The sequence below is a fragment of the Peribacillus frigoritolerans genome (assembly GCF_030676415.1).
GTDB classification, from domain to species: Bacteria; Bacillota; Bacilli; order Bacillales; family DSM-1321; genus Peribacillus; species Peribacillus frigoritolerans_A.
Genome location: NZ_JAUUTW010000046.1, coordinates 19,645 through 33,401 on the forward strand (window position 1 = coordinate 19,645; position 13,757 = coordinate 33,401).

Sequence of the window (13,757 nt, forward strand, 5' to 3'; positions counted from 1 at the left end):
AGAAAAAACACAATAAAGCCCCCAAAAACAACGGGGCTTTTTAAGTTCAAAACCAAAAACAAAAACCCTCAAAGCTACTGTACTATTCATTGCAGTACAATTAGTTTTTTAGGCTCATTTAAAAATTAACATTGATAGTTTTACAAAAGGACCTAAATTTAGTCCTTCAGAATATATCCATGCTCCTATTATTACTAAGATAAAAAGAATTATAGCAACAATCATCATTTCTAAATTAGTCTCTTTATTCTTTGTTTCTTTTTTCATTTTATTTCTATACTCATACTGAATTTTAAATTTATTTTTTTTGCGTCTATCCATATTTGCCCCCCTATTTGTTCCAATTATTCGGACGGTGTTAAAAATAAGTATTAATAAACTAACGCACCCGTTAGTTTAAGTAGATTTCTTCACAAACTTTTTAGTATTTCAGAATACAGGACAGGAATGCTGCCCCGTTAGTTTACCCATTTATGAATTTCCCTAATGAATAAACCAATAAAATTAATAATTGATAAAGAGTAAAGGGGATTAGTGTAAGGAATGGGATGTACTTCATCTTATGTTGTTCTTTCCTTATCACAGCGATAATCGTACATATAATAGAAACACCATACAGGCTCAAACTACTAATTAGTAATATATCACTAAACATAATTATTTCAATTGCAACAAATAAAAGTAATGGAGCCAAAACTCCAACTATGGCTGACGTAAAACTAAACATATTTTTCTTCATTTCAATTTCCATCCTCAATTCATTTGATAATGGTGGTGGCAGCCCACATCTTGAACTATAGCACAAGTTAGCTTAATAAAATTTTCTCTGTTAATCACTCTTTTTTTCAATAATAGATTTATTGAATCCTACTTGTCTTATGCAACTAACCTGCCCCTTTAGTGCCATAAGAAAGAGAGCTGCCTAAGCAACTCCCTTATTGAAGTAAAGCACCCGTTAGTCCTAACATAACTCCTTTCTCAACAATCTGGCCCGATTGCTAAATAAGAAAAAATCCTACATTATCAAAAAACAGCATATAAACAGGTTATACCGTTCAATCATTACTGATTTTCCCATTAACTAGATCACCTTTTAATTAAAAGTTAAGTCCCATTTTCCTTAATAAAATTACGTTCTGATCTTATTTGTTCTTCTAAAAGATAATCCTCTAACTTCCCATATCTTGACGCTTGTGTTAATGATAGTCCAAACCCTTCAACGAGTAATTGTGGTCCAAAATTACTTGCTATCATATTAAAACAAGTAATTCTTAGAGACTTAGGTGTAAAACCACAAAAAGCCTTTACCTTTCTTGCAATGAAGGCATTATTGATTGGACGATCCTGATATACCTCTGATAAAGTTGAACTTAATATTAAAAAGGTCTTATTCTGTACGTTTCTTATATTCGATCTTTGTGTAATATACTCATTAATTAAAACCATTTCATCATTAGATAAATAAACAGGAGGTCTATCATTTATGTAAATCGCCTTCTGGTCAACTTTTATGTCACTTATTTTTATGTTTCTAATATGTGATGAAGATAACCCATGATATAAACATAGTGTAGTCAATAAACACTCTAAGGGTTGTTCATAGTGGCTAATTTTTATTAATCTAGCCACTCTTACTTGCTCATCAAAGGTCAAAGGCTCGATAGTTGGAGGAAGCTCTCTAGATTTTATATCCAAGATTGGTATATGGGTTATTATTCTTTTTCTTTTGGCTAACTTGAAGAGAACTAATAAATCTTTCCTCACTATTTCACGATGCTTAGGTGTTAAAGTTAAAAGAAATTCATGAACATCTTCTTGCTGAACAGTATCCCATGATTCTATATCCTTACAATTGATTTGAAACCATCGGACTAATCTAACAAAAATTTCTATGTCCGCCTTTACTGTTAATAGAGATAATGGCTTCCTCGCATTAAACTTCACTTGCCTATTCCTTAGTTCCATTTTTTCGTTGAAATATATCTCCAAGAGACGTATAAATCCTTTAGGGACTTGCTTTAAACCCTCTCTAATACTAGTGAGAATACCGTCATCTGCGTTAAGGCTTAAATAACCTTCCTTAATTAAAAAATTAAATAGACTTGATTTAACTCCCTTAGAATTAGGGATTTTTTCTAAAGTAGATACAAGCCATCCTTCATTAATATCAGAAGGCTTTAAAAGCTCATTTTCAGCTGTTTGTAAAACCTGTAACACCTTACTAGTGTGCCTACAAATTGTTGTTATACTAATACCTAATTCTTTTAAAAAAAGAACATAGTTTTTAAATAATGTTACACTCCATGTTTTTGTGAAATTTTCTTTAAGAAAACCTTCAGTTTGTATTTTCTCTACACGAGCTTTACCAAAACAATTTTGACAGACGGTTGCTTTTTTATTAATTTCTGTCGGATTTAGTTTTCGTCCACAAAATACGCAAGTAAAATTGTTCATCTTGTACCTATATTGGTGGAAGCTTAGCTTCAGAAATGAACTCATTAACCGCCTTTGCCAACTTTTTATCCGTTGGTCTTTCAAGTCTTTTCACAGGTGTAGGAGTATGTTTCCATAAATCATTTGGAGTACATTCTAGTGCAGTACAAAGCGCATCCATTGTTTGGGCCTTTACTTGCTTAGGCTCACCAGTTAATAATGCGCTTATTGAGGGGGGAGATAGTTTATAACCTGCTTTATCTTCCAATAGCCTACCCAATTCAGCACCAGACCATATTCCACTTTCAGCCATGACTTTTCTTAATCTCCATTCAATCACAATTCATTCACCCTTTTTATTAAAGTTTAATAATTGATTTCGCCACTTTTCCTGAGCCATCCTCACCCTTTTCTCCAAATGATCTGAACCAGGATTAGAGTAATTAAATGTCGTAGCAACATCTGCGTGACCTAACAATTCCTTTAGTGTTAATAAGTCCACACCAAGTTCTGTCTGACGAGTTGCGAATGAATGACGTAATTGATGAGGACTAAAAATCTCTTCTTTAGTAAAACCCATCTTTTCTTGCCTTCTCGCTAAACTCTTTCGAGCTGTGTGTTTATTTAACCTAACACCACCTTCTGATAAGAATAAAGGACCTGCAGTTTCGGTAGCGAAAAGGGGTCTGATCCTCTCTAAGTACCATTTTATGAGTATATCCACATCATCTAACATTGGTACCCATCTCCGCTTAAATCCTGACCCCATAGATCCTTTTCCAAAACGAACATGAATTTTACCCTTTTCCCCCAAGTCAAACCTACAGTCTTTTACATCCATCATTATTATTTCGTGTGTTCTTAAACCTGTTAATTCTAACATTCTAAAAAGGCTATAGTCTCTCGCTACAGTGGAGTATTTTCTAGCTGTTTTCATTTCTTCCTTCAACCCATTCCAAAATCTAGCAAGCAATTCAGGTTTTGGAGGTATTACCTGACCATTATGATCATCTTTTCTATGATAGTAACGGTTAAATTTATCTAATAAGTTAGGAACTTGTACTCTATACCTCTCCCAAATTTCATGACCATGCCTTGTCTTTAAATACTCTAAAAATGTAGAGATAGTAGATTGATATTTTCTCCTAGTTGAATATGCTAGTCCTCTTCCAACCAATCCTAAATAAAACTTATCTGCATCGGACATTGTAACTTCCCATATGAACTTATTTGACACATCTAAGAATTCATTCAAGCATTTTGTTCCGAGAGCTATGGTATGCTCCGTATATCCTAGAACACGCTGTTGCTGTTCCCATAACCCCATTAACTTTGCTTGGTATTCTCTCGATTCTTCATATGTAGGATAGTATATTTCTTGTTTATTGCTGATTACAGATAAAAAAGGTTGCTTCCCCATTTAATAACCTCGCATTTTAGGCATTACCTAATATTTTTAGTTAACACCTAATATATCAGAAGATTAATAAAAAAGAAACATATCCTTTCTCCGGTGCTGATGGCTGACAATAAGGGAAGCCGCGTTGTTTAAAATGGCGCATTTCAGCACATCTCTAGGATGGACGACACTCGCATTTAGGCTTCCCACATGCGCCCGATGAAGACCTACAACATGATTTTTCGTGTTGAGCATCATGACAAGAAAAACTTCCCTGTCCTCGTTTGCGATTTGCGCTGCGGCTAATTCTCGGGCATCTTCTGGATTTCGAATTTGAAAGGCCGCAAACGGCTCAACAATTTCCCTGATTTCCTGCTTAATTCGTACCACTTCAAAAATTGGGGTTAATACCATTTTCAAAACTCCTTTTCATTTTGATTTTTTATTTGTTGCCCTTTTGGTTTTTCTCTGGTGGGTTTTTCTTTCCTATTTTCATTTGCCTTGCGAAGCGAATTAGTTCCCCAAAGGGGGATTATTTTTCCCCTTTGACATGTAGAACGAAAAACACGCATAGGCAATCGGTCAAGGGATTAAGCACAAAAAGTTTTTGATGTTGCGATAGCGTCCCTAATCAAAAAGTTTTTTGCCCCTTGATCGATTGACTGGCCGTCTTAGCTTCCTGCCGGAAAGGTTCGGGTGCCCTACCGGCTGGGAGGTTAGTCGGCCTGCGCTGTTTTACGATTCGGAAGGCAAAGGGAAAAAATAATAAAAAAAGCAGCCGCCCGGCTGCTATCCTTGTGACCTTTTATTCTATTGATCCTTTAATCCCTTACACCTCTTAGTGCCTTTCTCCCCCAACTGTTTATACTTTGTGAATATATTACTTGCTACATTCCTTAACCCTTATGAAATTTCTCTAACAAATAACCCCGGATAATGTAAAAATATTATATAATTAGTATATTATAGGAATTTTTAGAGGGGGCAGTGTCAATGTCTAATGATGATTTTTTCTTTGAACTACAAAAGCATAGTGAAGCTAAACTTATGATTCTTGATAATTATGTTGTCCCTTGGATGAGAAAAATTACTATGGGTCCTTACGGTGAACGAGCATTGGTTATTGATGGTTTTGCCGGAACTGGGAAGTATAGTAATTCTGATGGGTCTTCAATTAGATTAATTAAACATGCAATTGATTTTTGTGAACAGGCTGAACAAAATAATTGGAATTATCCTAAACTATTAATTCAATTAATTGAAGGTAATGAAGAAAATTATAATAAACTACTTGAAAATATTCATGAAATTACATCTTTAGATTTAGCAAGTGAAAAGGATTTTATCCCAATTCCTGATTATCCTTCTATCCAAATCTCATGTAGGAACGGGAATTTCGATGAAGTTTTAAGTTCAAGACTGGATGAACTAAAAAGTGGGTATACCTTAATCCCTAGTTTTTGTTTTATCGATCCATTTGGATTTAAAGATACTCCTTTTGATCTAATCAAGCGATATTTATCAAATGATAAATCGGAAATATTATTAAACTTTATTTATGAAGAAACTAACAGATTTATAACTGCAAAAAACCAAAAAGTTCTATCACATATGAAAAAACATTTTGGTATTGAAGAGATTCAATCAATCCAAGACTTGGTTCAAGATAAGAAACCCCAAGAAAGGAAACAAACAATTGTAGATTTCTACTCTAGACAATTATTAGAAAATTCTGATGTTAATCATGTTTTAACTTTTGAAATTAAAAAGTCCGGTAGAACCAAATTAATGCTTTTTTATGGTACTAAAAGCATTGAGGGATTAAAAGTAATGAAGAAGGCTATGTGGAAAGTAGACGATACTGGGATGTACATGTTTGATGATAGAAAAAACCTTAAAGATATTGAGTTTCAATTTACCAAAGATTTAAATGATAGCATCTTAATAGAAGAGCTATGTGAAATCTTAAGAAATAGATTTTCAGGTGAAATTGCTCACATAAAAGAAATAGAGGAATTTGTTTTAACAGAAACAATATTTCCTCTTGAGAACTTCTGTAGACCAGCATTAAAACTTTTAGAACAAAAAAATGAATTTATTGATGTTAAAAATCGTGCCAGAAAGGGTACATATCCAAAAAATACAGTCATTCAATTCAAATAGACAATCCAAATAGAACATTCGTTCCTTTTGTGCAGTTACATTTTTTTCTACTTAGGTTATACTGTAGAAAAAGGAGTGAAAAAAAATGGCTGGTAATTCAAGTATTGAATGGACAGAAGCCACTTGGAACCCTGTAACTGGATGTAATAAAGTATCTGACGGTTGCAAACATTGTTATGCTGAGAGAATGGCTAAACGACTACATGCTATGAGAAATCCTAGATATGCTAATGGTTTCAATGTAACACTTCATCCTGATTTAATAGATACTCCAAGAAAGTGGGCTAAGCCAAGAAAAGTTTTTGTAAATTCGATGTCGGATTTATTTCATAAACAAGTACCTGATGATTTTATTAGCGATGTCTTTAAGACCATGAATGAAACACCACAACATTCATATCAAATTTTAACAAAGAGACCAGAAAGAGTTGTGGAAATTTCTAAGTTGTTAGATTTCACTCCAAACATTTGGATGGGAACAAGTGTTGAAAATATTAAAGTTACTCATAGGATTGATCTCTTGAAGCAGGTACCTGCAAATGTAAGATTCCTATCCTGTGAACCATTATTGGGTCCACTTGATGACCTTAATTTAAGTGAAATCCATTGGGTTATTGTTGGTGGAGAATCAGGGCCAGGTGCCAGACCAATGGAGGCTGATTGGGTACGATCCATTCGAGATCAATGCGAAAATCAGAATGTTGCATTTTTCTTCAAACAATGGGGTGGCGTACAAAAACATCGTTTCGGAAGAGAATTAGATAATAGAACATATAATGAATACCCTCTCCAAACCCTTGCTAAATAATGTAAGGGTTTTTTAATAAAAGTGATTTTAAAGACGAATATTTATAAAGGAAGAAATAAAAAAGCCCAGTAAGATTTAAAACCAGCCTCTTAGTTTATTTGGAGGTTTACCATAAGGTGAAGATTGGAAATTGTCGAATATTATTCTAAAATAGCCTTTGTTCCCGTGAACAAAGGCTACCTTTTTTGACGAGTTTCTTCTATTATATAGTGACCTTTTTGAAGTCTTTTTCATATTCCCTAACCAACTTATAAAAAGTCGTCTTTTTAACCCCTAATACTGCCATAGCATTAACGGCTGTCATCTCTCCTGCTTTCCATGAATCATAGACTTTTTTAAACTCTTCCGTTACTTCAGCTTTCGGCCGACCGAAAGGAACACCATTCTGCAAAGCCACATCAATTCCTTCACGCTGCCGTTTTCGTATACGGTCCCTCTCCTCTTCCGCCATCCAAGAAAGGATTTGTAAAACAAGATCTGCGATGAAGGTCCCTAAACTATCCTTAAATTGAGTAGTGTCCAACAAAGGCATATCCATGACCACGATATCCGCCTGAATATTTTTCGTGATATCATTCCACTCCTGAAGGATCTCTTCCTTGTTTCTGCCAAAACGATCCAGTGAATGAATGTAAAGAACGTCCCCTTTTCGGATCATCCTTTTTAAAAGTTGATATTGTTCTCGTTCAAAATTTTTCCCACTTTGTTTATCCATGAAGATATCTCGTTCATCCAATCCTTTTTCTTTCATGACCTGAAGTTGACGTCCTTCATTTTGATCTTTGCTACTGACTCTTATGTATCCGAATTTACGAACATCCATTTTTTCACTCCACCTTCTACTTACTTTCCTATTATTCTACCAAAATCGTTCGTAAAAGTGTATGCAAAATCACGAACGTTCATAAAGTGTTTTTCAACTTTAACGAACGTGAAAATGAGTTGATTTTATAAAAAAAAGAAGCGTTCGTAAAAGTGTACTTTTACGAACGGGGTTCTTTATAAAGCTAGGACTTATACAGCCACGTCTTATCCGAATTTTCAGATTCAATGTGTTGCAGATCTCAAAAAACCGGAGCAAAATTGTTAGTATTATATCCTATATCATTCTTTAAATATGCAAGAAATTCTTTTGATTGAAATAGTTTATTGGGTTTGTTTCCGGACGATTCTTTTTATTTTTTGCACACAAAAAGGGTGTCCCAAAAACAAGGCTTCAGATACAGTAGCTTTCGGTCGGCCAAAACGATCAAGTGAATGAATGTAAAGACAATCTCCTGTCCAAATCATGCTAAAAATAGGGAACGTTAAAAACAGGAAATTTCGAATAAAACACCCCGTTCGTAACAGTCTCCTTGTGCATTCCATATTTCGATGGTACTTGATATGATTAAAGCTTACAATATACTTAAAGAAGAATGAAAAGTAGTGAAAATTACTTGGAAAGGAGATACTTTATGAGTGATCAGAATCGATTTATAAAATTCAATACATTTCAGCAGCTTCATCGCCAATCATCTACTTTTGTACTGCCAAATGCTTGGGATGCCAGTAGCGCCAGAATTTTCCAAGAAAGTGGATTTAAAGCGATTGGTACAACCAGTGCAGGTATGGCTATTTCGTTAGGCTATTCAGATGGTCAAAAGCTTCCCTTTGTAAAATTGACTGAATCTCTGAAAATGATTGTTAATTCCGTGAATGTTCCTGTAAGCGCTGATATTGAAGCTGGCTATGGAGCGTCTATTGAAGAGGTGGTAGAAAACATTAGACAGATTATTTTAACTGGAGTAGTTGGAATTAACCTTGAAGATGGCACAGGAAATCCGGAGGATCCAATTTTTGATGTTTCACTACAAGCCGAAAAAATAACTGCTATCAAAGAACTGTCTCGATTGTTGAAAATGCCTTTATTTATCAATGCACGTACTGATCTGTATTGGCTAAATATTGGTGACCCTGTGCTTCGACTTCAGTCAGCCATCAATCGGGCAATAGCTTATCAAAAAGCTGGGGCAGACTGTATTTTCATTCCTGGTGTAAAAAATATTGATACCATTGAAAAGCTTAGACAGGAAATTTCTAGTCCAATTAACTTGTTAGCTGGGGCAGATATGCCTTCTTTGAAGCGGCTATCTGAAACTGGAATTGAGAGAGTCAGTAGTGGGTCTGCACCTTTTAGAGCCACGATAACATTATTAAGAAAAATTAGTGAAGATATTATCAATCATGGAAATTTCCAGCTTATGATTGACGACGTTATCACTTATAACGATGTGGCTGAATTGATAAAGCCAAGCTCAGATATGTAAAAGAAAAAAATAGATGGATAGAAGGAAAATCCTTCTATAACATTTACAGATAGCTTATTATTTCGATTTTAAGGGACAATCCTTATTCTTAGCTGTCGAATACGACGGTCTTATTTAGCTAAGTAATTAACATTAGTACTAAGAAGCCGAGGTTGTACGTAGGTACCCTCTTACCATTAGTAAAATAATATCAGGCTAATAAAGCTTCCATTTTAATAAATTGTTTTTTATACTGATCACACACCTTTTTTTATATTAGTAGTATCAGTATGTCGAAACTTTAGAAATTACTTGTATTTGTCTTAAAGTTTTTAAACTAGAACAAAGAAAAGCCGTATATACAATGCGGCTTTCCTTTGTTCTCTTCAAACTTCAAGAGTTTTTACTAGCCTAGAACTGAGTATGTGACAATGTGTACATTAAATAAATTTTAATATATTCAATCAGTTCCACTAGTTACTTCATTATTAACTTGTTGATTTTTTTGGAATAATGTCGTTTTAATTCCTATTAGAGATACTATGACTGTAAGAAGACCAGCTAAAATGAAGATTACTTCTACATTTACATATTCAACAAATATACCTGAAAGCATTCCACCGAAAGGTAAAGCTAAAAAGGCTAACATGCGCGTTGAGCTAATAACACGACCAAGTAAAGCAGATGGAACTACTTCTTGTCTTAAAGTAAACCAATTAATTGCTAATAAAGTAACTGAACCTACAATTATTATTCTACATGCTATTAATATTATTAGCAGTCCTTGAGACATTGTTAATGCTGTTTGCCCTAACCCTATTAAGATTCCAGCTAAAATGATTACATTCCCTCTTGGTAATTTGTTAATCTTATTGGCGAAATAAATTGCCAAAAATGAGCCTAGTGTCTGTAAAGAAAACACTAATCCAATATATTGAGAAGATAGATTCAACGTATCTTTTAAGTAAAACATGAATAAAGATTCCATTGCTCCATAACCTAAATTAATTAAAAATATAAAAATAGTACCTATTAATATTTTTTTAGTCTTAACTACATAATCAATTCCTTCTTTTATAGAAACAATAATTGATGTATTGATGTTATTCTTATTCTGATATTTATTAGCTATAAAACCAATAAAAATCGCTGAAAAAAAATAAGTGACAAAATTAAAATATAATAGATTATATGTTCCCATTACAGCTATTAAAATACCAGCTATAGATGGCCCTATAAACGTAGTTATAGTTTCAGATAATTTAAATAAAGAATTCCCTTGAATTAAGTTTTTTCCTTGCAAGGTTTCTGGAACTATAGATTCAAAGCTAGGATGATAAAAGGCACTAACAGAAGATAATAAAAATGCTATAACATAAATAACCCAAACTTCTAAATGATTCATAAGTGCTGAAATAGGAATGACAATGACTAAAATAGCCGAGATAATATCTCCTATCAGTAAGATGTTCTTTTTACTGATTCTATCTGCAAATGCTCCTCCTATCAAACTAAATAAAACTTGAGGAATTATTTCTAACACAAAAGTAAAAGCCATTAAACTTGGTGACTTTGTTAGTTCATAAACTAATAAAGGTAATGCAACTTGAAAAATTGAAGTGCCTAATTTACTAGTTGTAGCACTAAGAAATAAAAATAAAAAGTCTTTGTTTCTTAATACTTGATAAGATTTCATACTTACCCCTTTTTATAATATATTTACTGAGTTAATGTTACAGGTATTGAATAACAAACTGGGCATTTTTCTTGTCTTTCCCACTCTGAAATAGAATATGTTTGATATGTCGAAAAGTTTAATTCCATCATCTTACCTAATGACTTTGGCTCACTAATACCAGTAACAAGTCCTAAAAATTCATTAACGATAGCTCCAGCTAACATAGCTACATTAGGACTAATTGCTGCATTATTTCTTTGGAAGTTTACATGATTCATACTATTAAGTTGATCGTCAATAGCAGCATCACTGTCTATTACAGTCTGTTTATGGCATTCTACACAACCAGTTTCCCCAGGTATAATAGAATAAAAACGCCCTCTAGTATTTAATACTCCACCAGAAACTAATGGTTTTCTTAACTTAACTACAGCCTCATTTACCCAGTCTTGAATATACAATGTTGGTTTATCAGCTACACAAATGACGTATTCACTATTTTTAATATGGTTCATAACATCTTCTGCACATTCTATCCGTTTGTTTGTAATATTTAAGTTTACATTAGGATTAAACTTAGAAATTCTCTTCTTAGCAAGATCCGTCTTTAATTCATTAAGGTTTTCTTCAGAATATAACAACTGTCGATTAAAATTACTTAACTCTAAAGTATCAAAATCTAATGCATTGATGTTATGAAATCCTAATGCTGCTAGATGATATAGTATCTGGCTACCTAAACCTCCAATACCTAACAAAGCAATATTAGTATTCATAATTTTTTCTTGGATCTCAAACTTACTATCTTCTAAAGATGTAAAAAGTGAAAAAAAGTTTAAATTTGCCTTATATCGTTCTTTCTCATATTCACCCATTACTTTAGGAATAATAGAGCTGTCTTCTAAATATTTTTCTTCATCTAATGATTTAATGGCTTGATGTACTTCTTGAGAGGTGATATTTGGATATTTTAGAATTACTTTCTCAGTAATATCATCAATGGTATTTTCTCCATCGATTAACGAAATTAAATACTTAATACTACCATTAGGATCTTCAATAATTCCTGCCACTCCATCTTCTTCACCTATATGTATTTCACTATTTACAAAAAACACAGGAATAGTTTCTTTAAATTTAGGTTTTACCATTTAAAAACCCTCCATTTTACAATTTACTTAAATAGGGAACTATCTGACGATAGTTCCCTATTCTTAAAATCTTGAAATTTAAACATTTAGCTATTATTAACCTGGGAAGCTATATAAAACTGCAGCTTTTTTGCTAGTTTTTTGAATTTTAACTTTCATGCTTAACACCCCCATGTATGTAATAATAGAATGAATAATTATTAACCTGGAAAACTGTATAAAACTGCAGCCTTTTTGCTAGTTTTTTGAACTTTAACTTTCATGCTTAACACCTCCATACCCTTAAGATATTTTCATAATATTACCAACAGAAAGGAAATGCAATAAATAAACAGAATTTTTCCACAAATAGGAAAAATATATCAAAAACAGAAAAATGATTTATGGGTATGATTAACTCATTTTATGTCATAAGACCTTATTTACAAAATTGGTTGGAATGTATTCTACATTCACACAAAAAATATTTATTGTACATGCAATGAAATGAAACATTTTGTTGCATCTCCCCTTCTTATAAAACGATTTATTTCGTGAATATATCCAAATAAAAGAGCGAACCTTTGCATTTTATTTAGAGACTCTAGTAAACTTAATTTATAAGGTTGAATAGAAGGGAGAAAATATAATTGAACACTATTGATTTCTTAGTATTAAACCTAAAAGAAACTAGAAGACGAAGTATTACTGTATGGCAAGCAATTTCTGTTGACAAATTAAATTGGAAACCAGATGAGAAGGCAATGACATGTTTAGAAATGGTTCGTCACGTATTAGAATCTGAGTATTATTATTATCTAGCTATTGAAAATAGAGGAAGTGTGAAGGATTTTCATTCTCCATTTGAAAAAAGACCGTATATATCAATTGAAGATGAATTAGATTTTGCAGAGAGTTATCACAAAGAATTTTTACGTTCCGTTCATTCCTTTTCTAATGAAGATCTAAGTGCAATTAAAATTGATCGCTCTGATGTAGGCTATGTTCGTTCATTAGGAGATATGTTAATGCGTATCGCATATCATGAAGCAGTGCATACAGGGCAATTCTTAGATTATTTAAGAACAATGGAAGTTGAGCGACCTAATATTTGGGATTAACACTAAACTTCCTGTACACTCTGTTATAATAACCAAGATAATACAGAATATCTCCTAGAGGAGTATAAGAGTTGAGGATGAAAAACAATTGACATAAATCCAGTAAGCCCAAATTTAAAAGATGGGCTGTACTGGATTTAAAAGTGTACTTTTACGAACGGGTGTAACAATGCTATACCGACCATTTCGGGAATTTTTTAGCTTTAAACGGCGCTCAACCATTTTTATGAAATACAACATTTTCTTTTTTGGATATTATTAAAATAATAGATCTGCTGATTATGTTAATTTTAGTCCCTTCATCCTATCAGCCTGTGATCCTTTTATCATACCAAGAGGTTTTTGCTCGTATTTCCAAATGAAATCCTTGACAATGTAAGCGCTTTCTTTTACAATGATAATAGGTTGGATGGCATGCGTGGCCGTCATAGTATCTGGCGTAGGTGGGGCCAATACCCGGATCAGTACATAGAAGAAATCCCCTATTTTATGCAACAGCTAGCTTCTTCCGAATAGGAAACAGTGATTCATCAATCATGTTATTAAATACAAAAAAACTCAGTATTCGGTCAAATTCAGGGTTTCCCTAGCTTGAAAGCTCCCCTTAAAACCTTATGTTTTTATTACAAATATGTATGCTAGTTTTATTGTAGAATGAGGAGGTGCTTTATGGAGAACAAAAAAAGTTCCCTTTACGATGAATTACCGTTAGAATTATTGGCAGGATTTTATTATGA

Annotated in this window: 12 protein-coding genes; 4 read left to right on the forward strand and 8 right to left on the reverse strand. The window is 33.1% G+C overall.

Annotated elements, in window-relative coordinates:
- Positions 1-114: 114 nt before the first annotated feature.
- From Q8G36_RS26090 to Q8G36_RS26110, 5 genes are all read right to left on the reverse strand, one after another.
- Positions 115-321, reverse strand: a complete 207-nt coding sequence (locus Q8G36_RS26090; RefSeq protein WP_305162684.1) for a hypothetical protein — start codon at positions 319-321, stop codon at positions 115-117.
- 783 nt (positions 322-1,104) lie between these two features.
- Positions 1,105-2,454, reverse strand: coding sequence for a site-specific integrase (locus Q8G36_RS26095; RefSeq protein WP_305162683.1), 1,350 nt, complete (start codon positions 2,452-2,454; stop codon positions 1,105-1,107).
- Between the two features lie 7 nt (positions 2,455-2,461).
- On the reverse strand, positions 2,462-2,773 hold the full coding sequence (locus Q8G36_RS26100) for a helix-turn-helix domain-containing protein (RefSeq protein ID WP_305162682.1): 312 nt from the start codon (positions 2,771-2,773) through the stop codon (positions 2,462-2,464).
- Positions 2,774-2,776: 3 nt separating this feature from the next.
- Positions 2,777-3,853, reverse strand: a complete 1,077-nt coding sequence (locus Q8G36_RS26105; RefSeq protein WP_305162681.1) for a tyrosine-type recombinase/integrase — start codon at positions 3,851-3,853, stop codon at positions 2,777-2,779.
- A gap of 63 nt (positions 3,854-3,916) precedes the next feature.
- Positions 3,917-4,246: a JAB domain-containing protein gene (locus tag Q8G36_RS26110; RefSeq protein WP_305162680.1), complete on the reverse strand. Its 330-nt coding sequence runs from the start codon at positions 4,244-4,246 to the stop codon at positions 3,917-3,919.
- A gap of 579 nt (positions 4,247-4,825) precedes the next feature.
- On the opposite strand from Q8G36_RS26110, the gene tcmP reads away from it, so the two are divergent.
- Positions 4,826-5,995, forward strand: coding sequence for a three-Cys-motif partner protein TcmP (gene tcmP / locus Q8G36_RS26115; protein WP_202186415.1), 1,170 nt, complete (start codon positions 4,826-4,828; stop codon positions 5,993-5,995).
- Between the two features lie 85 nt (positions 5,996-6,080).
- Positions 6,081-6,803, forward strand: coding sequence for a DUF5131 family protein (locus tag Q8G36_RS26120; RefSeq protein ID WP_305162679.1), 723 nt, complete (start codon positions 6,081-6,083; stop codon positions 6,801-6,803).
- A 202-nt stretch (positions 6,804-7,005) separates the two neighbouring features.
- On the opposite strand, the gene Q8G36_RS26125 is transcribed toward Q8G36_RS26120, so the two are convergent.
- Positions 7,006-7,626, reverse strand: a complete 621-nt coding sequence (locus Q8G36_RS26125; protein ID WP_305162678.1) for a recombinase family protein — start codon at positions 7,624-7,626, stop codon at positions 7,006-7,008.
- A 634-nt stretch (positions 7,627-8,260) separates the two neighbouring features.
- On the opposite strand from Q8G36_RS26125, the gene Q8G36_RS26130 reads away from it, so the two are divergent.
- The gene (locus tag Q8G36_RS26130; RefSeq protein WP_305162677.1) at positions 8,261-9,112 is read left to right on the forward strand and encodes an isocitrate lyase/PEP mutase family protein; all 852 of its coding nucleotides are present in this window, start codon (positions 8,261-8,263) and stop codon (positions 9,110-9,112) included.
- Between the two features lie 439 nt (positions 9,113-9,551).
- Here the strand turns inward: Q8G36_RS26130 and Q8G36_RS26135 are convergent, their stop codons facing one another.
- Positions 9,552-10,787 carry an MFS transporter gene (locus Q8G36_RS26135; RefSeq protein WP_034313221.1) on the reverse strand — a complete coding sequence of 412 codons (1,236 nt, stop codon included), beginning with the start codon at positions 10,785-10,787 and terminating at the stop codon, positions 9,552-9,554.
- 23 nt (positions 10,788-10,810) lie between these two features.
- Complete coding sequence (locus Q8G36_RS26140; protein WP_305162676.1) at positions 10,811-11,920, reverse strand: HesA/MoeB/ThiF family protein; 1,110 nt, start codon at positions 11,918-11,920, stop codon at positions 10,811-10,813.
- Between the two features lie 629 nt (positions 11,921-12,549).
- Between Q8G36_RS26140 and Q8G36_RS26145 the strand changes: the two genes are divergently transcribed.
- Complete coding sequence (locus Q8G36_RS26145) at positions 12,550-13,020, forward strand: DinB family protein (protein ID WP_305162675.1); 471 nt, start codon at positions 12,550-12,552, stop codon at positions 13,018-13,020.
- Positions 13,021-13,757: the final 737 nt, after the last annotated feature.

Bases quoted from the DNA above. Each gene is read 5' to 3' on its own strand.
- Q8G36_RS26090 (WP_305162684.1), bottom strand. From the start codon at position 321: ATGGATAGACGCAAAAAAAATAAATTTAAAATTCAGTATGAGTATAGA.
- Q8G36_RS26095 (WP_305162683.1), bottom strand. From the start codon at position 2,454: ATGAACAATTTTACTTGCGTATTTTGTGGACGAAAACTAAATCCGACA.
- Q8G36_RS26105 (WP_305162681.1), bottom strand. From the start codon at position 3,853: ATGGGGAAGCAACCTTTTTTATCTGTAATCAGCAATAAACAAGAAATA.
- Q8G36_RS26110 (WP_305162680.1), bottom strand. From the start codon at position 4,246: ATGGTATTAACCCCAATTTTTGAAGTGGTACGAATTAAGCAGGAAATC.
- tcmP (WP_202186415.1), top strand. From the start codon at position 4,826: ATGTCTAATGATGATTTTTTCTTTGAACTACAAAAGCATAGTGAAGCT.
- Q8G36_RS26120 (WP_305162679.1), top strand. From the start codon at position 6,081: ATGGCTGGTAATTCAAGTATTGAATGGACAGAAGCCACTTGGAACCCT.
- Q8G36_RS26125 (WP_305162678.1), bottom strand. From the start codon at position 7,626: ATGGATGTTCGTAAATTCGGATACATAAGAGTCAGTAGCAAAGATCAA.
- Q8G36_RS26130 (WP_305162677.1), top strand. From the start codon at position 8,261: ATGAGTGATCAGAATCGATTTATAAAATTCAATACATTTCAGCAGCTT.
- Q8G36_RS26135 (WP_034313221.1), bottom strand. From the start codon at position 10,787: ATGAAATCTTATCAAGTATTAAGAAACAAAGACTTTTTATTTTTATTT.
- Q8G36_RS26140 (WP_305162676.1), bottom strand. From the start codon at position 11,920: ATGGTAAAACCTAAATTTAAAGAAACTATTCCTGTGTTTTTTGTAAAT.